Source organism: Agrobacterium larrymoorei, assembly GCF_030819275.1.
In the GTDB taxonomy this organism is placed as follows: Bacteria; Pseudomonadota; Alphaproteobacteria; order Rhizobiales; family Rhizobiaceae; genus Agrobacterium; species Agrobacterium larrymoorei_B.
The window spans coordinates 444853-469333 of record NZ_JAUTBL010000001.1; the positions used below are offsets into that span (position 1 = coordinate 444853).

The 24481-nt window shown below is 57.8% G+C and carries 22 protein-coding genes; 5 read left to right on the top strand and 17 right to left on the bottom strand.

Translation table 11 applies throughout. The features are described 5' to 3' along the window. Positions 1-64: 64 nt before the first annotated feature. The 3 genes from QE408_RS02020 to QE408_RS02030 form a co-directional block, all read right to left on the bottom strand. A complete protein-coding gene (locus QE408_RS02020; RefSeq protein ID WP_306928121.1) occupies positions 65-1153 on the bottom strand; it encodes a quaternary amine ABC transporter ATP-binding protein in 1089 nt (362 codons plus the stop codon). Beyond that, positions 1146-2033 (bottom strand): ABC transporter permease, encoded by an 888-nt coding sequence (locus QE408_RS02025; RefSeq protein WP_306928123.1) that lies wholly within the window; start codon positions 2031-2033, stop codon positions 1146-1148. The genes QE408_RS02020 and QE408_RS02025 overlap by 8 nt, the downstream gene beginning before the upstream one ends. A gap of 149 nt (positions 2034-2182) precedes the next feature. Then, positions 2183-3184, bottom strand: coding sequence for an ABC transporter substrate-binding protein (locus QE408_RS02030; RefSeq protein ID WP_306928125.1), 1002 nt, complete (start codon positions 3182-3184; stop codon positions 2183-2185). Between the two features lie 413 nt (positions 3185-3597). Between QE408_RS02030 and fba the strand changes: the two genes are divergently transcribed. The 3 genes from fba to QE408_RS02045 all read left to right on the top strand — a co-directional run bounded on the left by fba (position 3598) and on the right by QE408_RS02045 (position 7301). Further along, positions 3598-4662 (top strand): class II fructose-bisphosphate aldolase, encoded by a 1065-nt coding sequence (gene fba, locus QE408_RS02035; RefSeq protein ID WP_306928127.1) that lies wholly within the window; start codon positions 3598-3600, stop codon positions 4660-4662. A gap of 186 nt (positions 4663-4848) precedes the next feature. After that, the gene (locus QE408_RS02040) at positions 4849-5508 is read left to right on the top strand and encodes a peroxiredoxin (protein ID WP_306928130.1); all 660 of its coding nucleotides are present in this window, start codon (positions 4849-4851) and stop codon (positions 5506-5508) included. Between the two features lie 164 nt (positions 5509-5672). Continuing rightward, positions 5673-7301 carry an ABC-F family ATP-binding cassette domain-containing protein gene (locus QE408_RS02045; RefSeq protein ID WP_306928131.1) on the top strand — a complete coding sequence of 543 codons (1629 nt, stop codon included), beginning with the start codon at positions 5673-5675 and terminating at the stop codon, positions 7299-7301. Between the two features lie 77 nt (positions 7302-7378). Here QE408_RS02045 and QE408_RS02050 read toward each other — a convergent pair whose 3' ends face one another. Further along, entirely contained in the window at positions 7379-7612 is a 234-nt protein-coding gene (locus QE408_RS02050; protein ID WP_306928133.1) for a DUF2171 domain-containing protein, read from the bottom strand. A gap of 205 nt (positions 7613-7817) precedes the next feature. Here QE408_RS02050 and QE408_RS02055 point away from each other — a divergent pair, with 205 nt between their 5' ends. Both QE408_RS02055 and QE408_RS02060 read left to right on the top strand, forming a co-directional pair. After that, entirely contained in the window at positions 7818-9497 is a 1680-nt protein-coding gene (locus QE408_RS02055) for an FAD/NAD(P)-binding protein (RefSeq protein WP_306928134.1), read from the top strand. Between the two features lie 52 nt (positions 9498-9549). Next, on the top strand, positions 9550-10290 hold the full coding sequence (locus QE408_RS02060) for an MOSC domain-containing protein (protein ID WP_306928136.1): 741 nt from the start codon (positions 9550-9552) through the stop codon (positions 10288-10290). Positions 10291-10320: 30 nt separating this feature from the next. Here QE408_RS02060 and QE408_RS02065 read toward each other — a convergent pair whose 3' ends face one another. From QE408_RS02065 to QE408_RS02125, 13 genes are all read right to left on the bottom strand, one after another. After that, positions 10321-11538 carry an MFS transporter gene (locus tag QE408_RS02065; RefSeq protein WP_306928138.1) on the bottom strand — a complete coding sequence of 406 codons (1218 nt, stop codon included), beginning with the start codon at positions 11536-11538 and terminating at the stop codon, positions 10321-10323. Between the two features lie 99 nt (positions 11539-11637). Continuing rightward, positions 11638-12879 (bottom strand): glucoamylase family protein, encoded by a 1242-nt coding sequence (locus tag QE408_RS02070; RefSeq protein WP_306928139.1) that lies wholly within the window; start codon positions 12877-12879, stop codon positions 11638-11640. Between the two features lie 106 nt (positions 12880-12985). Next, positions 12986-14056, bottom strand: coding sequence for a lipocalin-like domain-containing protein (locus QE408_RS02075; RefSeq protein ID WP_373465478.1), 1071 nt, complete (start codon positions 14054-14056; stop codon positions 12986-12988). Beyond that, positions 14046-16454 carry an ABC transporter permease gene (locus tag QE408_RS02080; RefSeq protein ID WP_306928141.1) on the bottom strand — a complete coding sequence of 803 codons (2409 nt, stop codon included), beginning with the start codon at positions 16452-16454 and terminating at the stop codon, positions 14046-14048. The genes QE408_RS02075 and QE408_RS02080 overlap by 11 nt, the downstream gene beginning before the upstream one ends. Beyond that, complete coding sequence (locus QE408_RS02085) at positions 16451-17110, bottom strand: ABC transporter ATP-binding protein (protein ID WP_306928143.1); 660 nt, start codon at positions 17108-17110, stop codon at positions 16451-16453. Before QE408_RS02085 ends, QE408_RS02080 begins: the two co-directional genes overlap by 4 nt. 51 nt (positions 17111-17161) lie before the next feature. Next, positions 17162-17701, bottom strand: a complete 540-nt coding sequence (locus tag QE408_RS02090) for a 2'-5' RNA ligase family protein (RefSeq protein WP_306928145.1) — start codon at positions 17699-17701, stop codon at positions 17162-17164. Beyond that, positions 17673-17924: a DUF2188 domain-containing protein gene (locus tag QE408_RS02095; protein WP_306928146.1), complete on the bottom strand. Its 252-nt coding sequence runs from the start codon at positions 17922-17924 to the stop codon at positions 17673-17675. Before QE408_RS02095 ends, QE408_RS02090 begins: the two co-directional genes overlap by 29 nt. A gap of 104 nt (positions 17925-18028) precedes the next feature. Then, positions 18029-18922 (bottom strand): DMT family transporter, encoded by an 894-nt coding sequence (locus tag QE408_RS02100; protein ID WP_306928147.1) that lies wholly within the window; start codon positions 18920-18922, stop codon positions 18029-18031. A 251-nt stretch (positions 18923-19173) separates the two neighbouring features. Next, the gene (locus QE408_RS02105) at positions 19174-20916 is read right to left on the bottom strand and encodes a methyl-accepting chemotaxis protein (RefSeq protein ID WP_306928148.1); all 1743 of its coding nucleotides are present in this window, start codon (positions 20914-20916) and stop codon (positions 19174-19176) included. 172 nt (positions 20917-21088) lie between these two features. Then, positions 21089-21742: a DNA oxidative demethylase AlkB gene (gene alkB / locus QE408_RS02110; protein WP_306930153.1), complete on the bottom strand. Its 654-nt coding sequence runs from the start codon at positions 21740-21742 to the stop codon at positions 21089-21091. A 2-nt stretch (positions 21743-21744) separates the two neighbouring features. Beyond that, positions 21745-22380 carry a hypothetical protein gene (locus QE408_RS02115; RefSeq protein ID WP_306928150.1) on the bottom strand — a complete coding sequence of 212 codons (636 nt, stop codon included), beginning with the start codon at positions 22378-22380 and terminating at the stop codon, positions 21745-21747. A 197-nt stretch (positions 22381-22577) separates the two neighbouring features. Further along, entirely contained in the window at positions 22578-23564 is a 987-nt protein-coding gene (locus QE408_RS02120; protein WP_373465504.1) for an aldo/keto reductase, read from the bottom strand. 102 nt (positions 23565-23666) lie between these two features. Continuing rightward, positions 23667-24443 carry an SDR family NAD(P)-dependent oxidoreductase gene (locus QE408_RS02125; protein WP_306928153.1) on the bottom strand — a complete coding sequence of 259 codons (777 nt, stop codon included), beginning with the start codon at positions 24441-24443 and terminating at the stop codon, positions 23667-23669. Positions 24444-24481 lie beyond the last annotated feature (38 nt).

Below are 24481 nucleotides of genomic sequence, written 5' to 3' on the forward strand. Positions count from 1 at the left end.
GTGGTTGTCCCACATATAGTGTGGCACCAGCAGGATGTACCTAAGCGATTAGTGAACAGTCCGTTCAGGCCTGCGCACGAACGACATTATTCCCGTGAGGAAGCTCCGCAGACCCAGATCCAGGCGCATTGACCATGGCGCCAGCCAGTTGACGGAACGTCACGATGCCGAGCGGCTCTGCCTGTTTGCCAACAACCGTCGCAACCTCATGTCCGCCGATAGCGAGCAGACGCATGGCCTCTTCAATGCTGGTGCCGGCAGGAACCGGCGGAGCATCCGCAACGACACCGCTGCGTACTGGCGTCATGACGGCCTCGACATTGACGACGCGACCGCGGTTCACTTCCTTGACGAAGCTTTCGATATAGGCGTCGGCGGGACGAAGCACGATATCCTGCCTGTCGCCCTGCTGGATAACTTCGCCATCGCGCAGGATGGCGATCTGGTCACCAAGACGGAGTGCTTCATCCAGATCATGCGTGATAAACAAGATGGTCTTCTTGATCTCGCTCTGAATATCGAGAAGCACCGTTTGCATATCCGTACGGATCAGCGGATCGAGCGCCGAATAGGCTTCGTCCATCAACAGCACCGGCGCGTCGTTAGACAGCGCACGCGCAAGACCGACACGCTGCTGCATGCCGCCTGATAGCTGGTTGGGGTAACGTTGTTCGAAACCCTTCAAGCCAACGCGTTCCAGCCACCGCATAGCGATGTCGATGCTCTTGTCACGCGCCACACCCTGGACTTCGAGTCCATAGATCGTGTTGTCCAGAACGTTGCGGTGGGGCAGAAGCGCGAACTTCTGGAACACCATGGCCGTCTGATGACGCCGGAACTCGCGAAGCTCCGTCGGTGACATCTTCACAACATCCACGCCATCCACCAGCACCTCACCGGCGGTCGGGTCGATCAGCCGGTTGATGTGGCGGATCAGCGTGGATTTACCGGAACCGGACAGGCCCATGATGACCTGAATGCAGCCGGACGGAATGGTGATGTTGATATCGCGAAGCCCGAGCACATGGCCATACTTCTCGTTCAACTCTCCCTTTGTCAGGCCGTTGCGCACGGCCTCCACATGGGTCTGAGGGTTGGAGCCAAAAATCTTGTAGAGATTGCGGATTTCAATACCGCCGAAACCATCAGCCATGGGCGACCTCCTGGTGCTTCTGAAGCCGCTTGCCATAGGCCTGGCTGATCCGGTCGAAGATGATGGCAATGCCGACGATGGCAAGACCGTTGAAGATTCCGAGGGTGAAGTACTGGTTGGCTATGGCTTTCAGCACCGGCTGACCCAGCCCCTGCACACCGATCATGGATGCGACCACCACCATGGCAAGTGCCATCATGATCGTCTGGTTGATACCCGCCATGATCGTCGGCAAGGCGAGCGGCAATTGTACCTTGAAGAGCTTCTGCCAGCCGGAGGAGCCGAAGGCATCTGCCGCCTCCAGCACATCCTTGTCGACCAGGCGGATGCCGAGATCGGTCAGGCGGATCATCGGCGGGATGGCATAGATGACGACGGCGATCAGCCCAGGAACCTTGCCGATGCCGAGTAGCATCACCACCGGTATCAGATAAACGAAGCTCGGCATCGTCTGCATCACGTCCAGCACGGGATTGACGATCCGCTGGAAGCGATCGGAGCGCGACATGGCGATGCCGATCGGAAGGCCGATTGCAATGGACAGGACCGTACAGACGAAGATCATCGAGATCGTCCGCATCGTGTCGGTCCACATGTCGAAATAACCGATGAGAAGAAGTGTGATCATACAGCCGAAAACGATCTTGATGCTGCGGCTTGCAACCCAGGCAATTCCCATGATGATCAGGATGATGATCGGCCACGGTGTCTGTGTCATGAAGCGTTCGGCCGAGATCAGAAAATGCTGTAGCGGCGAAAAGAACGTTTCAATAGCGCCGCCCCATTCTCGGGTAAAGCCGCGGAAGCCGTCGTCGATCACCTTCTTGAGGTTCCGAAGAGCCTCATCATTCATATGCGGAAATGTGTAAAACCAATCCATAGTCATCCCCTGTGAGCGTTGCCCCTGGAGGGGGAACGGTCGAACAGTGACGTATCGTCACCCACGGCGTTGACACGCGGCAGATGGGCGCCGCATGTCGTTTCGCGTGCCGCGCGTTCTCAAGAGAACGGCGTGGCGAGGGGGAGTAGTTAGAGAGACGCCTTGATCTTCGCGGCTGCTTCCGGCGAGACCCATGTTGTCCAGACGTCGGCATTTTCCTTGAGGAAGTGCTTGGCGCCGTCTTCGCCAGTTGCCTGGTTGTCGGTCATCCATGCCATCAGCTTGTTGACGGTGGCGTTGTCCCAGGAACGCTTGTTGAGATAGGCCATCACGTCAGGGCCAGCCTTTTCGGAGAAGGGCTTGGCGACGAGCGTCACGACCTGGTCAACCGGCCAAGCGTTCGGCTTGGGATCCGGGCAATCGGCAACCGTGTTGCAGCGCTTCCATTCCGCCGGATCGTTCGGCACGTCCTGCGTCAGCTTCACCATCTCGTATTTCCCAAGGATCGCGGTCGGCGCCCAGTAATAGCCGACCCATGGCTGCTTGCGCTCATAAGCCTTTGCAATCGAGCCATCGAGACCGGCCGCAGAACCGCTGTCGATCAGGTTGAAGCCAGCCTTTTCGCCGCCATAGGCTTTGAAAAGCTGCGCGGTTACAACGGTGCCACCCCAGCCCTGAGGACCGTTGACGACAGCGCCCTTGCTCGGATCTTCAGGATCTGGGAACAGCTTCGGGTTCTTGAAGACATCTGCGAAGGTCTTGATTTCAGGATGCGCGTCCGCGAAATATTTCGGGATCCACCAGCTTTGAACGCCGCCATCCTTGAGGGCCTTGGCCGCAACGACCAGCTTGCCCTCATCGACGCCGCGCTTGACGACATCTGGAAGCAAATCCACCCATGCTTCCGGCGCGATATCCGGCTGGCCCTTCTCCGCCATCGAGGTGATGGTCGGAACGGTGTCGCCGACGGTGATCTCCGCGGTGCAGCCATAGCCTTCGTTGAGGATGATCTTGTCGATGGCGGAGAGCACTTCAGCACTCTGCCAGTTCATGCTGGCGATGGTGGGGCTACCGCACTCGGCAGCGTTGGCGGCGGCAGCGCCACCCAACAGTCCAAATAGAAGACAGGTCGATGCAAGAAGTTTGTTCATATCTGTTCCCTTTGTTGGCGGCATCTATGAAAGCGCAAGTGCGCCGCTGGCACCAGGCTCATTTCTTGTCTTTTGCAAGCTTGAACGGATGATGGCGTGAAGACCGCCGACAGCCTGCGCAGAAAGCGACGGGTTTTCGCTCAACTACGACAGGTTAATTTCTTTTGAATTGGTCCATTGAAAGAAATGATTCGACTCTCGCGTAAGTTGAAAAAGGCAGGCGAGCCACCGGTTTGACGGACCATCCCAAAAAAAGATTCGATCCAAATCGTTTGAAAAACTCATGCCGTTAAAAAGTGCTTGGCGAGTTATCCCCTTCAAGACAAGAGTGTTTTCCGTGATGAAAAATCGGTCACACACTCGGTTCAAATGGTCCCCGCAATCGACGGCGACCTCAATTAAGGGGAGAAACCTTGGCTCGAATTACGCTCCGCCAACTGCTCGATCACGCAGCTGAACACGATTATGGCGTGCCCGCCTTCAACATCAACAATATGGAACAGGCGCTGGCGATCATGGATGCTGCCAGCGAAACCAACGCACCCGTCATCATGCAGGCCTCGCGCGGCGCGCGTGCTTATGCGCATGACATCATGCTCAAGCACATGATGGACGCAGTGGTGGAAATCTATCCGGACATCCCTGTCTGCGTTCACCTCGACCATGGCAACGAGCCTGCCAACTGTATGACGGCCATTCAGGCTGGCTTCACTTCGGTCATGATGGACGGCTCGCTGAAGGCGGATGGCAAGACGCCTGGTGATTGGGATTACAATGTCGGTGTGACGCGCCAGGTTACCAATATGGCGCATTATGGCGGCATCTCGGTCGAAGGCGAACTCGGCGTTCTCGGCTCCCTCGAAACCGGCATGGGCGAGGCCGAAGACGGTCATGGTGCGGAAGGCGTTCTGTCGCACGACCAGCTCCTGACCGATCCGGATGAAGCGGTGAAATTCGTTCGCGAGACCAAGGTCGATGCGCTGGCCGTCGCCATGGGTACCAGCCACGGCGCCTATAAATTCACGCGCAAGCCCGACGGCAGCGTTCTGGCCATGAACGTCATTGAAGAAATCCATCGCAAGCTGCCGAACACGCATCTTGTCATGCATGGCTCTTCCACAGTGCCACAGGATCTGCAGGACATCATCAATGCCTATGGCGGCGCGATCAAGCCGACCTTCGGCGTTCCGATCGAAGAAATCCAGCGCGGCATCAAGAATGGCGTTCGCAAGATCAACATCGACACCGATTGCCGCATGGCGATCACCGGTCAGATCCGCAAGGTTCTTGTCGAAGAGCCTGCTGAATTCGATCTGCGCAAGTATCTCAAGCCTGCGCGCGAAGCCATGACCAAGCTCTGCAAGGAGCGTTTCGAGCTCTTCAATACCGCCGGTCAGGCAGCCAAGATCAAGCCGATCGCGCTGCGCGACATGGCGAAGCGTTACGCCTCTGGCTCGCTCGACCCGGTCATCTCGTAAGGATCGACTAATTGAGTGATGGTCGAATATATGGTTCGGCCATCGCTCTCTCTTGGGATAAATTTTGCGCCAATACTCCAACTTCAGACTTATTTTTCTTTGAAGCCGATCTGCGAGCATAAATCTGCGGCGACAAGAGGCCGGTTTCGGGCCACTATCCCGTCAACATGTGAATGGGAGCAAACAATGACATTGCGCATCAACCAGACCGCACCGGACTTTACCGCCGACACGACCCAGGGCCAGATCAGCTTTCATGACTGGATCGGCGATAGCTGGGCAGTTCTCTTCTCTCACCCGAAGAATTTTACACCTGTCTGCACCACCGAACTCGGCGCGATGGCAGGTCTTGATGGGGAATTCAAGAAGCGCAACGTCAAGGTGATCGGCATTTCCGTCGATCCGGTCGAAAGCCACGCGCAGTGGAAGCAGGACATCAAGACCGCCACCGGCTTTGAGGTCGAATATCCGCTGATCGGCGACAAGGAACTGAAGGTCGCCAAGCTCTACGACATGCTGCCGGAAGACGCGGGCAGCAGCTCCGAAGGACGCACGCCGGCGGACAACGCCACCGTGCGCTCCGTCTATGTCATCGGCCCCGACAAGAAGATCAAGCTGATCCTCACCTACCCGATGACCACCGGCCGCAACTTCGATGAAATCCTGCGCACGATCGACTCCATTCAGTTGACGGCAAAGCATCAGGTAGCGACGCCTGCCAACTGGAAGCAGGGCGACGATGTCATCATCACCGCTGCCGTCTCCAATGAAGATGCTGTGAAGCGCTTCGGGTCCTTCGACACGGTGCTTCCTTATTTGCGCAAGACCAAGCAGCCCCAGGCATAACCAGCCTCCCAAGGCGAGAAGACGAAAAAGCGTAATAAGGGCCGCTTTTTCTTTTAAGAGCGGCTTTGGCACCGTTCTTGGGGGTCCGTCATCATTCAACGGATGACACCGCAGGCGGGTCGTGGCATAGGGGCGCAACGTTTTGACAGTTTGGTCCGCTCCCCATGATCCGCATTGAAAATATCAGCAAGTCCGCCAGCCATCGCATTCTCTATATCGAGGCGTCCGCGGCGCTCAACCGCGGCGAAAAGGTCGGTCTCGTGGGACCGAACGGTGCCGGCAAGACCACGCTGTTTCGCATGATCACCGGCGAGGAACTGCCGGATGAGGGCCAAGTTGCGGCCGAAAAGAACATCACCATCGGCTACTTCAACCAGGATGTCGGAGAAATGTCTGGCCGCAGTGCAGTGGCGGAAGCCATGGAAGGCGCTGGCCCCGTCAGCGTCGTCGCCGCTGAACTTCGCGAGCTCGAAGCCCGCATGGTCGATCCCGACCAATTGGACCAGATGGACGAGATCATCGAACGTTATGGCGAAGTGCAGGCGCGTTACGAAGAGCTTGACGGCTATTCGCTCGAGGGTCGCGCGCGCGAAGTGCTGGCGGGCCTGAGCTTCAGCCAGGAAATGATGGATGGCGACGTTGGCAAGCTTTCGGGTGGCTGGAAGATGCGCGTGGCACTTGCCCGCATCCTCTTGATGCGCCCTGACGTGATGCTTCTCGACGAACCGAGCAACCACCTTGATATCGAAAGCCTGATCTGGCTGGAAAACTTCCTGAAGACCTACGACGGCGCATTGTTGATGACCTCTCACGACCGGGAGTTCATGAACCGCCTCGTCAACAAGATCATCGAGATCGATGGCGGCTCGCTGACCACCTATTCCGGCGATTACGGCTTTTACGAGCAGCAGCGGGCGCAGAACGAAAAGCAGCAGCAGGCGCAATTCGAGCGCCAGCAAGCGATGCTAGCCAAGGAACTGAAGTTCATCGAGCGCTTCAAGGCGCGTGCATCGCATGCCGCCCAGGTGCAAAGCCGGGTGAAGAAACTCGACAAGATCGAGCGCGTCGAGCCGCCACGTCGTCGCCAGTCTGTGGCGTTCGAATTCCTTCCTGCGCCACGTTCCGGCGAAGACGTGGTGTCGCTGAAGAAGGTCAAGAAGGCCTATGGCAGCCGCACCATTTATGACGGGCTGGACTTCATGATCCGCCGCAAGGAACGCTGGTGCCTCATGGGTGTCAACGGCGCTGGCAAATCCACGCTATTGAAACTGGTAACGGGCAGCACCGAGCCGGATGATGGCATCGTGACGATCGGTGCAAGCGTCAAGCTCGGCTATTTCGCCCAGCACTCCATGGATCTCCTGGACGGCGAAGCCACCATCCTGCAATGGCTGGAACAGCGCTTTCCAAAGGCCGGACAGGCACCGCTACGTGCGCTCAGCGGTTGCTTCGGATTTACCGGCGATGATGTGGAGAAGAAGTGCCGTGTTCTTTCCGGTGGCGAGAAAGCACGGCTCGTCATGGCCGCCATGCTGTTCGATCCGCCGAACTTCCTCGTCCTCGACGAGCCGACCAACCACCTCGATCTCGACACCAAGGAAATGCTGATCAAGGCGCTCTCGGAATATGAAGGCACGATGCTCTTCGTATCGCACGACCGCCATTTCCTAGGCGCTCTCTCCAACCGCGTTCTGGAGCTGACGCCGGATGGTATCCATCAATATGATGGAGGCTACACCGAATATGTCGAAAGGACCGGGGTGGAAGCGCCGGGCCTGGAACGCGCCGCCTGATAGCGCTGCTGGCCGGAATGAGAGCCAAGAAAAATGCGGTTCAGAGGCCGCATTTTTCGTAATTGGGTATCACTCAATCAGTTGAGTGTTTCCCAGTTCTGTCGCACGTCCGATGCGGACTTGCTGAGATGAACGTGGGAGTCGACGTGATCGACCCAGTCAAGCGGGATGAGATGATGCTTGCCGTCATCGGCATCGTTCTTGGTGAGCTTGATGCGGCTCTGGCCTTCCAGATGGTCGACGGTGCCGACATGGCTTCCATCAGCGGATTTGACTTCCATATGCTCGCGAATGTTGTCTGCAGATACCATTTGTATTTCCTCCTGCTTTATCGTTGCTGACGCCAAGAAAATGAGCCGGGGGCCGTTTCGTTCCGACGAAAAAAAAAACCGACTTGGCCGTCGAAGAAAAGGATCTCACCGTCCGTTACCGGACGCTTTGAGGAAAGATGGAACAACATCCTGATCCTGGTCTTTAATCTCGTCATCATTATCATCCGGACTAGGCGGGATCCTCGTGAAAAACAGAATATGCATTATTGGATCGGGTCCGACCGGCATCTACACGCTGAAAAACCTGATCGAGTCCGCCATTCCTCTCGACATCACCATTTATGAGGCGGAGAGCGAAGCCGGCAAAGGAACGCCCTATCTGCCGGGCATCAACGATCCTGTAATGCTCTGCAATATTCCGAGCATCGAAATCCCGCTGATCGGCCAGACGTTGATGGACTGGTTGAAACAGCAGCCAGACGATTATCTCCAGCGCTTTGGTATCGTGAAAACCGAGATCAATGAGCGCCAGTTCTATCCGCGCGTGGTGCTGGGAGACTATTTGCATACGCAATTCCGGTTCCTCCTTGCCTTAGCAGAGGAGAGAGGGCACGTGGTCACGGTGAAGTCCGGCCATCGTGTTTCGGATATCATCGTCGGCCCGGGCGCCATTCAGGTAAAAACGGAACATGCCGACCAACTGGGAAGCGCCTTCGGCCATGTGGTGATGGCGACTGGTCATGATTGGCCTGAAACGACCGAGACGAAGCCCGGTTATTTCGTGTCTCCTTGGCCCGCTACCGCATTGGAAAAAATTCGCGGCGGTAGGCTTGGCATTCTCGGAACGTCGCTCAGTGCCATCGATGCACTGATGACCGTCTCGACGTCCAACGGCTCTTTCATCTACGACGAGGGCGGCGCGCTGACCTACAAGCCTGCAAGCGACGCCAATGATTTTCACGCGACGCTCATGTCGCGAAAAGGACTGCTGCCAGAGGCAGACTTCTATTTCCCAATCCCCTATGAAACACCGAGCATCTGCACGGAAGAAGCGGTCGATGCTCTGATTGCCAAAGGACCGACCGGTCTTCTGGATGCGACATTCGAACTCTTCCGTCAGGAACTCTCCCTGCGCGATCCGGACTACGCCATGCAGATCGGATTGTCGGATCTGGACGCCGATAACTTTGCCGACGCTTATTATGCGTACCGCTCCGGGACGGACCCCTTCGCTTGGGCAGCGCTCAATCTGGCCGAAGCGAAGAGCAATATGACAAAGGAGATCACGGTGCCGTGGCGCAACGCGATCATGATCACCCACGAAATCGTCGCCAGGATCGTGCCGCATCTGGACATGAAGGATTTCAAGCGGTTCGGAAAGTCTTTCAAAAGCATCTTCATTGACGAGTATGCGACGGTCCCGCATCTCTCCATCCAGCGTTTGCTGGCGCTTCGCAATGCTGGCGTGCTGTCCATCCAGAAACTCGGGAACGATTATGAGATCGCAACGACGCCGGGCCATCGGGGCGCGACAGTAACGATGGGGGATGCCACCCTTCAGTTCGATACCTTTATCGACGCGACGGGCCAAAGCGCGCACTCGGCCAAGGATATTCCTTTCCCAAGCCTTGTGAGCGGTGAGGTTGTTCGGGAGGCGCCGACCGTGCTGGAGCTTGGCGTGCTGTCCGATGGCAATGCGCGCGAGGTCGCGCATCTCGGGGGCATCGATGTGGATGAGGACTATCGCGTCATTTCCGGGGGCGGACTTCAGACAGCGCTCTATTGCGCAGCAATTCCCTATCTCCTGCACAAACATCCGTTTATACAGGGGATTACCAGTGCCGCTGAGATAGGAGAAGTCGTTGCAGGATCGATCATCAAGGACTTGGCGAAAATTGACCTGCACGAGCGCCTTACGGCTTAAGAACGCTTCCCGTCAAAGGGATGCATTCTGATCAACCGTTGGAATTCCCAGCATGGATAAAGTCGGCCACATCCAGGAAATCTGGCGGTATCCCGTCAGTTCAACTGGAGGCGAGAGGTGTGAAACCGTCACCCTTCATGAACGAGGCATTGCCGGTGACCGGTGCTTTGGGCTTTTCGAGACCAACTCGGGCGCCATCGCCACTCCGGAAAAGGATGTTCGCTGGCGCCCTGCTCTCCTGCTTTCGAGCCGGATAGATGGTGCCGGGAAAACGTGGATCCGGTTTCCCGATGGCGATGAGCTGCCCGTCGATGACCATCATCTTCCAAGACGGCTGTCTTCACATTTCGGCTTCGCCGTTTCTATTGGCAAATATGCCGATACGGCGGAGGAGCTCGAACCGCGGCTTCCGGTCATCGGCAGGGCCTATCAGGCAAGCCCGCTTCACCTTCTCTCCTCGGCCTCCATCGAGCAAATCGAAAACCGGTTAACCTCAGGCGAGGCGGATCGCAGGCGCTTCAGACCGTCGATCCTTCTGGAAGCTTCGATAACAGATCCATTTCCCGAGGACGGCTGGATCGGCGCTATCCTGCACATCGGCAACATCCGCGCCATCGTGATTGAGAAGACCAAGCGCTGCGGGATGACGCTGATCGCGCAACCGGAACTGCCTGAACAGCCAGATGTCTTGAGAACGATCCTTCGAACAAACCATAGGTGTCTTGGCGTTTATTGCGATGTGGTCGGGACCGGTATACTGCGCGCCGGAGATAACGTTTTCATTGAAGGCTGAGCAGATTTAGCCCAACAAGCGTGGGGGTAGCTATTGAAGTCTGAGCTTGAAGAGTGCGTAAACCAACAAAGCCAGATAGCCCGCAGCGGCCAAAGCAAACGGTACACGAAGAGCCATTTCGCGGCCTGCCTCATTCTCGATCAGCGACACCAGCATCCCAGCCGCAATCGCACCCAGAGGCATCGATCCCCATCCGAAGAAGCGATAGATGCTGTTCACGCGACCGAACAGTTCTGCCGGAATACGACGCTGGCGCCACGACACGGTGATGACGTTCCAAAGCATAGAGGCCGCCATAAACAAGGCCATTGCTGTACCAACTGCAAACGCATTGGAACTGAGACAAATGACTGCATATCCTCCCGCCCATATCAGAAACGAGAGATATAGGCTGGCCTGAGCGCCGACCTTTTTCGTGATCAGCGGTGCTCCGAGACTACCGGCAACCGCACCTGTCGCAGCGGCGGAAAGTAGCAATCCATGCTCGGCTGCAGACAATCTCAAAACCTCCTGAGAAAACAGAACGGTAACGGTTGTTGCCATGGAGAAAAAGAAATTCACCATTCCCAGTGTCACAGCGAACCTGAAAAGAAGTCGGTCTTTTCGCATCCAGCTCATACCTTCAACGAAAGCGGGCCAAAACCGATTGGTTTGCGTCAGTTGAGGCGGCATAGTGATCAACCAGACCATGCCGGCAGCAAGCACCAGTACCGCCGCATCCAGACCAAACGGCACAGCGATACCAAGCCCGATCAGTATCCCTGCGAGCGGCGGCCCAATGAACTGCCCCATTAATTGCTCCGCGCTCCACATCTGACCGTTTGCCATTTCAAGATCTGCCGGCGCGACGATCGACGGCAAGATCGTTTGAGCGGCATTGTCTCGTAGCACTTCAGCACATCCAAGGAGAAAAGCGAGGCCTGCCAGCACCCACACGGCTGATGCCATTGGCTCGCTCAACGCCAGCATCATGATGGCGGTTACAATGCCCGCGCGGATCATGTCCGCCCGCGCGATCAACTTGCGCCGATCCGTCCCGTCGATGATCACCCCTGCTGGCAGAGCAAAGAGCAGCCATGGCATGCTGCCAGCAGCGGCTACCGCACCAACTGCAAGCGGATCACGCGACATCATGGTAGCGAGCCATGGCAGCGCGAGAACAATCACTCCATCGCCAAGGTTTGTCAGCGTGCCCGCGGTAAGAAGCAGACGGTAATTTCGGTTGCGGACCAAAAGCGTCGTCGCCATCTTGAACTGATCCCCATTTCTGTTTTCAGCAGAATAAAGGGCGCTGAAGCATCGTCAATGAAGATCGTCTGCATCCGCGTTTTGCAGAATCTTCGCAGCTCAGCTCGGCTGTTCGAACCCCAACCTGTCCAGTCCGCGCTGTACTTCCGGCGCATGCATGAACAACCGCCAGAGGAGACCGGAGCGATGGTTCTCCATCATCGAGACAATCGGCCCCTGATTGGTTGCCAGATGCGTCTGCGCGGTCCAACCGGTTGTGGGTGAGAAGGAATCGACAAAGCCATATCGTCCTAGCAGCTTTCCATCTTCGTAAGACGCAAACGTATCCAACGCCTCTTCCGCCTCATCCGGTAGAAAAGCAAAACTTGAGAGCGCGGCTGTCGGCGCAATAATGCCGCCGTCCACCATGGGCGAGAAGGCGCGATATCCTTTCGGCCCGTCACAGGCCGTCATGCCCCAAGGTGCTTGAGCGCCAAGCTGCACCTTGCAATAATCATGGTTGATCCGGGCATGGGCCGTGACCTGCTCCGCATAATTGCAGTAGCGGTCTCGAAGGCCGAATGGGTCGAGGCCACAGAATGAATACTGAGACAGGAACAGCGGGCCACCGAAAGGCTCGCCAAGTGGCAACACCGTGCCAAGATAGGTATTCCCATTGACCATCTCGCCATGCCTTGCCCAACCGGCATGATAACTCTCCGGCTTGATGGCATGATGCTCTGCGCCAGCCGCAAGCACGTAAGCGAGCAGCGCTTCATTCCACCCGGTGATCGGCACATTGCGCGCCCAATGGTGCTTCGGGCTCCAATGCCAGTAGAGCGGCCCATCCTTCTTGCGTGTAAACCAAGACCATTCGACCCCTTCAATGATCTGATTTGCCGAAGCTCTGAAAGCCGTTTCCTCTGCCGTCTGTCCTGCGAAATACTCCCGGGCGCAGATGAGGCCCTGTAGAAACAGAGATGTTTCCACCAGATCGGCGCCATCATCCTTGCGACCGAAGGGGAGAATTGTCAGCGTCTGCGCATGGACGAAATGGGGTAGCGCGCCGTGAAACCGCTCCACAGATGAGAGCGACTTGAGAGCTCGGACAGCACGCTCAAGCGCTTGACCGCGAGCTATCCAGCCCTGCTCGGCACCGACGAGGATCGCCATGAGACCGAAGCCTGTGCCCGATATCGAGACGATGTCGTTGATCGGCTTTCCGTCGGCGCTCATTCGGTCGAAGGGCAGGCCCGTATCGGGGTGAGCACCCGACCAGAAGTAGTCGAAGCTTGACCGATGGATATCGTCGAAAAAATTGACGGCGGGAAAGGCACTCGTTTCAGACGTCTCTATTCGCACTCTTGTCCGGCCATCGCCTTTGCGACAGCCGCCCCTGGCATCGAGATCATGGTATCAACTCGCTTCCTCTGTATCGCAGAGACGATTCTGTGCATAGGCTTGCGTATCAATAGCCCGTCATCTCCAGATAACCCACACCATTGCTGCTGCCCTCGAAGGAAATTGGTCCTTCCCAGTAGGGCGTGGACGTTCCCATCCAAGCCTGCTCGTTGAGGGGACGTGTCGTAATATCGAGACCTTTCCCAGTGATCCTCACCCGCCACGCCACCGGGATGGAGCGGCCATTGACGTCAGCGCGTCGCAGAGGTTCGAGAATGACGTCATCGGACGAAAGCGGCGTCGTCTTGCCATCGGCTGATATCCAATTGGCGGACGTATACCCACCCTTGTTGTCCCGCAACCGGAAGGCCATGACCTTGTCGCCCGATGCCAGATGAAGCGAGAACCAGTCCCATCCGGTCTGATCGGCAGCGAGCGGCTGCGACGACCATTCCCTGTCGAGCCACGCACGCCCGCTGACTTTGACCGGCTGGCCGTTCAGTTCGACACTGCCCGTGACCTGATAGAAGGGCTGGGAATAATAGTAACTCGCCTGCCCTGCCAGCGACTTGACCGAAAAGCCACGATCTCCCTGCAGTGCAAGAGGTCCTTTGGCATCCAGTTGCAGTCGATAGGAGAATTCTTTGCCGTTTGCCGTGAGCGTCAGATGATGCAAAGCATCGCCGGATCCCTCCGGCCCGGCCGTCATCTGCCAATCGTCGATCCAGGCTTTGAAGGGGGAAACGTCAACGCCGGCTTGGCCCACGCCGCCCCGGCCCAATCGTTCGGCAACGAAATGCTTCTCCGCCGTGGTGACGGCCGCGTGACCGATCCAGATTTGGGAACTCGACCAGCCTTGCTTGTCGGTGGGCGCTAGGGCGGAGCGAAAGAGCGTCCACTGCGCCCCAAGAGCCCGCCCATCCTCCGTCGTCAGATTGGCGGTCGCGTACCACCACTCGATGCGATAGTCAGGGTGGGCTCCATGATCCCTGGGAAAACTCAAGCTCACGCCGCGCTGCGGAATGGCAAAGCCTTCTGCATCCGATCCCAGCCCCGCAAAGCCTTGCGCCGATGCCGCCAGCGGCTGCGACAAAGCGAGGCATAAAAACAAGAGTCGCAGAAGCATTCTACCGCTCATTGGCAAACACCCTGAGAAGATCGGCTGGATCGATAGAGGCCAGGCGGCGCACGGGCAGAACGATGGAGAGGAGCGCTGCGATCAGCGCGATGACACCAAGTCGAAGCCACTCCAGCGGAAAGATCATCATCGGAAGCTTCCAGCCGAAAGCTTCGACATTGACGATCGCCAGCAGCACCCATGCCAGGGCAAGACCAACGGGAATGGCGAAAATGAAGGTGGTGAACCAGAGAGCCAGCGTTCGCCACACTTCGAAAAGCGCCAGATTGCGCCGCCTGATCCCCATGGCCCAGACGGGTGCGAGCTGGGGTAGTCGCGCGCCGGAAAGCGTGAGAAGGCTTGCGAACATGGCAAATCCCGCAACGCCAAGCGTCAAAATGTTGAGGGCCGCCGTCACTGTGAAAGTTTGCTCAAAAACTGCCCGCGACTGTCGCTTGATCGCTGCCTGATCGACAATATTGCCTTCGGGCAAGCCGAGCTCCATCACCATCTGCCTTTTCAGTTCAGTGGCACGGCCAGGCTCGACGCGGACACCATAGCGCAGCCTCGAGGCCTGCGGATAATGCCTTGTCAAAGCATTGGCGCCAACCATGAGCTGGCCGCGGGGGTTGCCGTAATCGGAGTAAACGCCAACGATCCGCACTGTCCAACCGTCCGCCAAGTGCAGGGCTTCGCCGAGCTTCAAATTCTCTGCGCGCCAGAGCTGCTCATTGATGAGAGTACCGTCCCCATTTGCGACAGCGTCCCAAACGTCCGGCTCCTGCGATAGCAGCGGCCAATGATCGCGATAGGTCACATGGTCGGCAACGCCTGAGATCTGCACAGGCTTGCCCCTGACCTCGCCCTCCGCACTGAATATCGGCAGCACCGCATCAGCATGCTCCGGCAGCCATGCTCGGAGGCGAGCGGCCTCCTCATCATTTCTCGCCGTCACATAGAGCTCAGCCACCAGGCGCTGATCGAGCCAGCCGATGAAGGTCATCCGAAAGCTCGATACCATGGTCCCTACGCCGATATTGGCGGAAAGCGCCAGAAGCAGCGCCATCAGAGCAAGAGAGAGGCCGGGCAATTGCAGGCGGGTATCGGCCCAGAACCAGACGCTCAGCGCCGACTTCGCGCGCCGTTGCGCCCCTGTCAGCGCCTTTGACAGAAAGGCGGGCAGAAGCAGCGCAGCACCCAAGAGCAAGGCGCCCAGCACGGCAAAGCCAGCGACAAGCCCTTTGCCAAGCAGGGCGACCAGTAGCGCGATGACAAGGAGACCAGCTCCGGCGACGGCCTGAAAACGGAGTGCGCGAGCCGATGAAAGACCCCACGCTTGCGGTTGCGAAGAGGCAAGCAGTGACATGTGTCGCACCCGCCAGAGACTTTGGATGGAAGACAGAAGCGTGCCGACAAGCGCCATACCCATTCCCGTTGCCCACCATTCCGGGCGTAGTTGAAGGCTTCCAGGAACGGAGGCGCCGTAGAGACCGCGAAGCGTCGATGAGACACCCGGAAGCAACGCCGAGGCAATGAGGTAGCCCAGCGCAACACCGATCATCCCCGCCAGCAGAGCAAGAACCATGATTTCCGCGAGCAATAGTGCGGTCAGCATGGGCAGCGAAACGCCAAGCCCGCGGATGGTACGAAAGCTGGCTCGTCTCTGTTCGAACGACAAGCCGGTGGCCGAGTAGACGATGAAGAGGCCGACAATGAAGGCGAGAAAGCCGAAGGCAGTCAGATTGAGATGGAAGCTGTCGGTCAACCGGGCCATATCAGCCCTGTCCTCCATCGGCTGGATATGAAGCTGCGGCGTGATTTTCTGCAAATCCGGTAAACCGGCACGCTGACTTCGTGCCATTACGATGCGGCTCAGTCGCCCATTTCGTTCTAACAACCTGTCCGCAAGCCCGATATCGACGAAGGCGGCGTCATCCGGCACATCTGGTGATATCCTCAAAGGGATTTGAGTCTGGCCTTCAAGCCGCGCTGCGGTCGAGGGTGAGACGATCAACAACCCCTTGTCTCCCATCCAGTCCATCAGATCGGATGAACGCGCAATTTTGACTGGGCCGCCCTCTCCCGTCATCGTCAGCGGATCGACACCGATCAGCCTGATTCGCACGGTGTTGAAGCGGTAATCCCCCTCGATCACCGGCGAGACATTCCATCCGGCCCGCCGCAGCGCCCCGAAGTTTTCCGACGCGATCAAGCCTCCGTATTTGGCGATGAGGCGCGGAAGATTGCCTTGCTCAATGATCGAGGCTGAGCGCGCATAACTTGCCCTCGCCTCCGCGTTGATGGCCTGAACGCCGGACCAGAGCGCAGTTGCCAGACCGATGCCGAGCACGAGTGTGACAAGCTGGAGCGGTCGGTAGCGCCAGTGCGACATCATCGCGTGGAACACGGCCCAGATCATGCGACGATCTTTCCACCGCGCAGCACCACCTGCCGGTCCAGCTTGCTCGCCATGCGGCTTGAATGTGTCACCAGCAGCAATGCCGAGCCCGCATTCCGGCTCAGCGAGATCATCAAGTCGAGCACCACTTCGCTGGTTGTCTCATCCAGATTGCCGGTCGGCTCATCGGCCAGAACCAGCGCGGGGCGTGCCGCAAGCGTCCGGGCGATAGCCACGCGCTGTTGCTGACCGCCCGATAATTGCTCGGGATAGCGCTTGAGCAGGGCATCAAGCCCTAAGGTCTCCGCGAGCTCACCCGCCCAAACTGAATCGTAGCGTCCGGCAAGCTTCGCGTGAAAGGCAATATTGTCTGCCACGCTGAGCGAAGGAATGAGGTTGAACTGCTGAAACACAAGGCCGACCGTCTTTCGCCTGTAGCCGGCACGCCCAGCCTCATCCAGCGCGGTAATGTCCTCACCATTCACAATGATCGAACCGGCATCGGCCCGATCCAGCCCGCCGGCGAGATGAAGAAGTGTACTCTTTCCGCTGCCCGATTCGCCCGTCAGAGCCACGCTCTGCGCGGCATCCACCGACAGATCTATGCCCCGCAAAACGGTAATCGGCCCCTCAGCCGTCTGGTAGGATTTGCTGACATTGGAGAGGGTTATAAGCATCGCTGGAGACATCACTTTCGTGTTGGTCGGCGGACAGTCGCGAGTACCACCCTATTCCGGAAACGGCAAAGAAGCGCGGTGTTTCCATGGTCCGCCGAGATAGTCCCACAGGTCAATTCCAAGGATCGCGATCCGACGCGTTTGGAAGTCGGCCCGCAGTTCATCGTAGAGCCTGTCTGCGAACACCTTCTCTACCTTGTTTTGGACGGTGATATGCGGCTTGAATTTCTGCCGATCCTGCGGGCCGGGCCACGAGCCAAAGGCTTTGAAAAGATCGGCGCGCAGGGTTTCCAATTCCGGACTCTTGATCTCGAAGGCAACGCCAGCGCCCAGATGCCGAACGCCAGAAACCTCTGCCAAAAAGGCTTCCGTCCGAGCCACAACCTCGTCGGCAAGACCCAATGCGTCATCAAACACCCGCCCCGGCAGATGATGAAACAGGGTGATGTGCGCTTTGAGAAAGTTATGATGGGGCGGAAAATGCTCCCGCCTCAGTTGCTCGAAATATGCCGCATCGCCTGGAGCAACATGTGCCGTGACGATGATCGGCGGAAGCGTCATCTTATCGGTCTGAAGTGTCGTCGACGACATCCGTATCAGGCCGGTCTCCGCCGTTCACATGCTGCGACTGCCAACTTCCATCGGAAAGCTGGTAGGAAATTTCCACTTCGTCTCCGCCGATCTGCTGGCGGCGGGCTGCATCCCGCGCGGCTTCCAGAGCCGTATCGTGGTCTGGAAAGGTCTCCGACCAGACATCATCGACACGATACGCAAATCCACCGTCATGTTGATCGACATGATAAACAACTGCCATGAGAGTCTCCTTTTACAGGCTCTCGCAAACGTCGCGACAGCGTGGATGTTCCCAAACAAGGCGGCTTTGACAGCGAAAGCATGTTCACCACGAAGGCGTAACGTCTAAAGAATACGCTCCTTGGGCGATCCCACCATTCGCCGCTCCCAGCCGACAAGCACAAGGCTGGCGGTCACAATCAGTAGAGCCCCAATGAAGACGTTGGCCGCCGGAATTTCCGACCAGATGAGATAGCCGTAGAGAAACGCCCAGATTAGCCCCGTATATTCGACAGAAGCGAGGGATGAAGCTTCCGCGTGCCGGAACCCCTCATAGAGAAGAAATTGACCGAGCGTCGAGATCAGGCCCACCCCGATCATCAGCGCCCACCCCTGCATGTCCGGGTTCTTCCACAGCCACGGCAGAGCCAGTGCGCAGGCGACACCGAAGAGAGCGCTCGTCGCATACATTTGCGTCAGCGTGGTTTCGCTCTTGCTGACGATACGAACGAGAATGGTGCTCCAAGCCCAGCAAAAGCCGGCAACGATGCATAGAAGTGCCGGAATCCAGTTTGGCGAATGCGTCGGATTGGCTGCCACCAGCACGCCGACGAATCCAAAGGCGCAAGCAATCCAACGCCCCACGCCGACCTTCTCCTTTAAGACGAAGATCGAGAGAACAACGACCATGATCGGTGCGGAGAAGTAGAGCGTCGTCAATTCCGCCAGACCGAGATAAAGCGACGAGCTGTAAAACAGCATCCAGGCGATCAGCATCAACGTCGCGCGAAGCGCGAGCGTGCCGCGATACTTGCTCTTCAAAATCGACGGATGACGGTAAAAATAAGCCAGCGTTCCGGTGATCGCCACGATAACGGCGCTGCGAACGAAAAGAATTTGCGGAACATAATAGCTTTCGACAAGGTACTTCACCAACGCATCCTGCATGGCAAAGCAGGCATAGCCCATAGCCGCGAGACTGATGCCGAACAGCGGCCTAGCCTCCAAAGAACCCGTCATGCTCATTCACCACTGGCTGTCGATGCTTGCCCCTTCCACGCCGATTGGCTACCGGAATTTCGAGCAAACATGAACGCGTCCACTTTCTGGAACGCAGTGCAGGATGGATCGGACATCCCGCTCGCTTTTGCAACCCCAAAATGCGTTGACCTACAGCGTCGAGCCAGCACCGATGCGCGTATGCCTTAAAGCAGAAAGCCGCGGAGCGAACTCCACGGCTTTCTCGTGACTATGAAATGCATGCTCAGCGATCAGAACAACGCATCGGCGAAGAGATCATCATCGTCTGCCTCTGCTGTCGGTGCGGCGGAAGCATGGGCGCTGGCACCGTTCGCCGGCAGATATCGCACGTGAATATCGCGCTCATGCGCCATGGTGTAGAGCTTGTAGACGCGCGACGAAAAGCCTTCGATCTTATCGGTGAAGCCGGACACGTCGGCCTGGTATCCCTCCGACAACTGCGCTGCGATGTTACAGCAATCGTTGAAGGTGGCACCCAGCTCGCTTTCGAAATCGAGGGTGGTGACGACGGCACTGATGCGGCTGAAGACGGCCTGGCCTTCTTCGGCCAGAGCCTGCGTCCCTTGCTCCATCTGAGATTTGGCATGTCGGATCGAATCCAGCGCTTCGTTGAGCGGCGCGCTGAAGTTCTTCGAAAGGCCCTGCCCCTGTTCCACCAGCGCCTGTGTCGCAATCTCTACGCCACGCAGATCCTCGACGATTGCGTCTGCCGGTGTTTCTAGCTTGCCAGCAAAAATCCGCATCTCTCCGCTGACAACGTTGACGGAACGTCCGGCCTCTCCCAGCTTGGAGCAGCGCAGGTTGGAGTTTAGCGCCATATAATGGATGTCGATCTTGATCGAACGCAGCACCTCGATACCGCGCAGCAATTCCTGGGCACTCTCGGCCACGGAGATGACCACCTTGTCCGCATCACCGCTGCTTCCCTGAACGCGTTCGGCCAGCTTGCAGGCCTCGACAATGTCCTTTTCCATCAGCGCGAGGACGTTGTTGTCGCCATTCGAGCTGCGATCGACCAGCTCATCTCGCAGTGAGAGAATGCGTGCCGCATCATCGGTGAAGCTGGAAATGCTGGTGAAAATCTTGCTGCAATCGCGTTGGAAGTCAGCAGCCGTTTCGTCCATCTGCGCACTGACAAGCTGCAGCACCGCTTCGCGCAGCACCTCATGTTCGGTCCCGGTCAGCGCTTCGCCTTCCGGTGAGGCGACGAACTCTTCCAAAAGTTGGAGAATGCTCTGAACATGCTCGATGCGCTGTCTGGTAATGTCGCCGATCTGCAGATTGGACAGGACGGAACCGATCTTGCCCTGCACCCCCTGGGCGATCTTCTTGACCTGTCCCGCGATCTCCGCCATCTCCCGGTGCTGGTCAATGAAGCGGGCGGAATTTTCCGTCAGTCCCTTGATGATGGGGGGAATGATCGCGCCGAAGTCGGTCAGGGTTTTCGTAGAAAATGAGCGGGCATCGGACAGTTGCAGACGCATCGCCTCAAGATTGGCACCAAAACGGCCAACCTCATCCGCACCAGACTGGATGCGTTCGCGAATTTCGTCGGCAAAGCCGGAGAACTCCGCAAGGCCTGCACCGGCAATCTTCACCGTCACGGCAAAAGTCTTGAGGTAACGGATGGTCTCGTGAATATCGTCGATATGGACGCGGGTTGAGGAGCACATGGTGGTGAGTGCTTCGAAGCCGGCTTTACGATCGCGCTCGATTTCCGGCAGATGCGACAGATCTGTCATCGTCCTGCGCAGCCCGGCAACCGTTTCTTCGGTCTTGCCCTGGTCCATCGTCCCGGTGATCCCGTCGAGAATGCCGATGAGATCGTTGAGCATCTCCATGACGGAAACGAGCACTGCGCCGCCGTCGAGAAACCGCTTCTCGATGCGAGCATGGGCAGCCGTCAGCTTACTATTAAACTCAATTTGGCGGTCTTTATTGTATGCCCTGTTCGGTTTGAGCTTTGCACCCATGGTCGTTTCCCGATCTCGTGTTGTGCTTTCACGCTACACGGGATGACGAAACGACAAGTAAACGCGGCTTTAGGAAAGCGCGGAGATCGTTTTTACAGTTAACATAGTCGTTAAAATCGTTTCTTTCTGAAACTATTTTCCGACCGCTTAGTAAAGCTCTGTCATCTCTTCATCAAATGACGGCGTGGCGGAAGGTAAGATTATAGCGGAAAGCACCCGCCTTCTCATGGATGCCGTTCTTCAGGGTCAGCACGCCATGATAGAAGAGCCGGGAAGCGCCGCCCCAGACCACCACGTCCCCATGCTGCAGCGGATACTTCGTCACAGGATCCGTGCGTTGCAACCCGCCAAACTGGAATGTAACGGGCAGGCCAAGCGACACCGACACAATGGGACAGGAAAAGTCCCTTTCATCCTTGTCCTGATGTAGCGCCATTTTCGCGCCTGGCTCATAGCGGTTGATCAGGCAGGCATTCGGTATGAAATCGGGATAACCGGCCTCATGGGCAGCTTTTACCGCTAGCGACAGAAAGCTCTCCGGCATCGGGCACCAGTTCTCGCCGGTCAGAGGATCCTGGCGCTCATAGCGATAGCCGCGCCGATCCGTCACCCACCCATAGGTGCCACAATTGGTCATCGCGACCGACATGGAAAAACCACCGGGCGTGACCATGTGCCGGAAGGGGGCCGACGATGAAATGCGGTGGATATCGTCGATCAGTTGATCTGCCTGCGACAGTGCACGTCCGCGCATCAGCACGGCACCCTCTGCCATATCCTGCCGGGACGCCTGCTGAGGCTCGAGCCCGGCGAAGAGGTCATTCATCATCAGGCAGCATCCTGATCGGCGGTTTCAAGAGACGGATGGAGCACGGGGCGATAGCCTGCCTCAAAAGCTTTTAGCGTCGAAGGCGGCGTCAACAGCCCGTCGACGAAGTGGAGCGTGGACGTCCGACGATAACCTTCAGGGCTCCAGCGGTAGGTATTGCCACTGGCAACGAGATAGGCCTCGCCTTGGGCCGCAATCATCGTCCCATCCGGCAGCTCTTCGACAGGCGTCAGCAGGACATTGACGCGCTTCCGCTTCATCTGCAGGCGTTCCCGGTGCAGCGTCGCATCGATATCGCGGATGGAGCCTGCCGGTGAACCGTTGCCCTCGACCCAGGCAGCGACGAACTTGCCGGCCTCTTCACGCCGGCATTGAAAGCAGGGTCTGTGCCCGGCTGCCAGCGCAGTCGCCTCATCGAGAAAGAACAGCTCCGTCCAGCTTCGCGATGCCATCACGTCACGGCGGACGCCCTTATAGTTGCAACTGCAAATCAACCAGGATTTCGACGCCCAGCGCTTGGCTGTCAGCGTCCTTGAGGCTGGGTCGTGGATGATGCCGCGATTGCCGGTGAAGAGACCACGCATTGGCAGGTCGAGAATATCCCCGAACGGATCGACGCGGTTTTGCAGCGGCATGTCCTTCCTCCCTTGCTTCCAAAGCAACATCAACAGTAGTTTCCAGAAACTGGACCATTTTAGGGTGAGAACCGGCAGAAAGACAAATAATGCGTCATACGACTTACTTTGATCTCATGAGATTGAAGGATACAAAACCTCGGCTTGCGGAACGCCGTGCGTGATACGATCCACGGCGCTCTTCTTCGTATCTCTATCTACCAGCGCTGATGGACATGCGGCGCGATTTTCTCACGATAGAGCGCCCTCACCTTCTCCATGACCTCTTCTGGGATTGCCGGTACGCAGCTCGCCGCGGCGTTTGCGGTCGCTTGATCGCGGTTTTTCGCACCGGGAATGACGACCGAGACGGCCTCCTCCATCAATATCCAGCGTAGCGCGAACTGGGCCATGGTGGCGTTGCTCGGAACAAGCGCTCGCAATTCCTCGACCGCCTCAAGCGCAACATCGTAAGGAACACCCGAAAAGGTCTCGCCGACATCGAATGCCTCACCATGGCGATTGAAGTTGCGGTGATCGTCGGCAGCGAAGGTCGAGTCCTTGCCCATTTTCCCCGTCAGCATACCGCTTGCCAGAGGCACGCGCACGATGACGCCGACGTCGCGCCGCTTGGCCTCGGAGAAGAACAGATCGGCGGGACGGTGCCGAAACATGTTGAAGATGATTTGAACGGTCGAGACATTCGGGAAGGCAATGGCCTTGAGCGCTTCTTCCACCTTCTCCACCGATACGCCATAGAAGCGAATCTTGCCTGCCGCAACGAGGTCGTCCATCGCACCGAACACCTCGGGGCGATAGTAAACCTCTGTTGGCGGACAGTGAAGCTGGACAAGGTCGAGAGTCTCGACGCCAAGGTTCGAGAGGCTCCGATCAACGAAAGCCTCAAGATTGGCCTTCGTGTATCCATCAGCCACATGTGGATTAAGCCGGCGTCCAGCCTTGGTTGCAACGATCGGCCGCTCGCCGCCGCGCTCCTTCAGCACGTCACGGATGATGCGCTCTGAGCGACCGTCACCGTAAACATCAGCCGTGTCGATGAAGGTCATGCCGGCGTCGAGCGCAGCATGGACGCTGGCCTTGGCATCAGCCTCATCCACGTCTCCCCACGAGCCGCCAATGGCCCAGGCGCCAAAACCGATTTCCGAGATGTTCCAGTTGGTGCGACCGAGACGGCGTGTCTGAATGGTCATGAATATACTCCATAGATAGATCGAGACTTCGGCGAGACGCCGGTGGGCGATGGGCGATGTCAAAGATTGGACGAGGCAGAGGTGTCGAAGGCGCCCTCACGGCATGAGCTGTCCGCCGTTCACCTCGAGAATCTGACCGGTGATGTAGCCGGACAGGAGTGGCGATGCGAGAAAGAGATAGGCGCCAACGCATTCATCCGGTGTACCAACACGGGCCATTGGTACGCTCTGCCGCTGGGCATCGAGCATGTCCGGGCTGGTGTAGCGATCATGAAAGGGTGTCGAGATAATGCCCGGTGCAACGGCGTTGACGCGAATCCCGTCGCCAACGAACTCCTTTGCATGGCCACGGGTGATCGTCGAGACGAAGCCCTTGGCGGCAGCGTAGAGGATTGCGCCATTGCCGCCACCGTTGCGCGCCGCAATCGAGGTCGTGTTGATGACGAAGCCCTGGCGCCGCTTGAGGAACGGAACAGCTGCCTTCGTCGCAGCCAAGACGGAGCGGGCGTTGAGGTCCATGACGCGGGCATAATGGGCGTCGTCCATGTCCGCCGTCGGCACGCGACCAAGCATGCCTCCGGCGTTATTGATGAGCCCATCGAGCCCACCGAGCTTTTCCGCAGCGGTTTCGACGACGCGTTCACTCGCGCCCGGCTGGGACACATCACCTTGAACAAGGATGGCCTCGCCCCCAGCGTGGCGAATATCGGCAAGCACCGCCTCGGCGGCCGCCGCACTTTCATTGTAGTGGACGGCAACCCTTGCCCCTTGCGCGGCAAGCGCCTTCGCCACTGCGGCGCCGATACCCGTGGAGGCTCCTGTTATGAGAACGGCTCGGTCATTCAAATCCGGAATCGTCAATTCGTGCCACATGGGGTGCTCCTCCGCACGCTTCAGTTGGTCAGACCCTA

Coding starts and splice junctions, on each gene's coding strand:
- QE408_RS02125 (WP_306928153.1), bottom strand. CDS start 24,443: ATGTGGCACGAATTGACGATTCCGGATTTGAATGACCGAGCCGTTCTC.
- QE408_RS02025 (WP_306928123.1), bottom strand. CDS start 2,033: ATGGATTGGTTTTACACATTTCCGCATATGAATGATGAGGCTCTTCGG.
- QE408_RS02090 (WP_306928145.1), bottom strand. CDS start 17,701: ATGTCGTCGACGACACTTCAGACCGATAAGATGACGCTTCCGCCGATC.
- QE408_RS02105 (WP_306928148.1), bottom strand. CDS start 20,916: ATGGGTGCAAAGCTCAAACCGAACAGGGCATACAATAAAGACCGCCAA.
- QE408_RS02020 (WP_306928121.1), bottom strand. CDS start 1,153: ATGGCTGATGGTTTCGGCGGTATTGAAATCCGCAATCTCTACAAGATT.
- QE408_RS02040 (WP_306928130.1), top strand. CDS start 4,849: ATGACATTGCGCATCAACCAGACCGCACCGGACTTTACCGCCGACACG.
- QE408_RS02095 (WP_306928146.1), bottom strand. CDS start 17,924: ATGGCAGTTGTTTATCATGTCGATCAACATGACGGTGGATTTGCGTAT.
- QE408_RS02060 (WP_306928136.1), top strand. CDS start 9,550: ATGGATAAAGTCGGCCACATCCAGGAAATCTGGCGGTATCCCGTCAGT.
- alkB (WP_306930153.1), bottom strand. CDS start 21,742: ATGAATGACCTCTTCGCCGGGCTCGAGCCTCAGCAGGCGTCCCGGCAG.
- QE408_RS02115 (WP_306928150.1), bottom strand. CDS start 22,380: ATGCCGCTGCAAAACCGCGTCGATCCGTTCGGGGATATTCTCGACCTG.
- QE408_RS02065 (WP_306928138.1), bottom strand. CDS start 11,538: ATGGCGACGACGCTTTTGGTCCGCAACCGAAATTACCGTCTGCTTCTT.
- QE408_RS02030 (WP_306928125.1), bottom strand. CDS start 3,184: ATGAACAAACTTCTTGCATCGACCTGTCTTCTATTTGGACTGTTGGGT.
- QE408_RS02045 (WP_306928131.1), top strand. CDS start 5,673: ATGATCCGCATTGAAAATATCAGCAAGTCCGCCAGCCATCGCATTCTC.
- QE408_RS02075 (WP_373465478.1), bottom strand. CDS start 14,056: ATGAGCGGTAGAATGCTTCTGCGACTCTTGTTTTTATGCCTCGCTTTG.
- QE408_RS02100 (WP_306928147.1), bottom strand. CDS start 18,922: ATGACGGGTTCTTTGGAGGCTAGGCCGCTGTTCGGCATCAGTCTCGCG.
- QE408_RS02085 (WP_306928143.1), bottom strand. CDS start 17,110: ATGCTTATAACCCTCTCCAATGTCAGCAAATCCTACCAGACGGCTGAG.
- QE408_RS02050 (WP_306928133.1), bottom strand. CDS start 7,612: ATGGTATCTGCAGACAACATTCGCGAGCATATGGAAGTCAAATCCGCT.
- QE408_RS02080 (WP_306928141.1), bottom strand. CDS start 16,454: ATGATCTGGGCCGTGTTCCACGCGATGATGTCGCACTGGCGCTACCGA.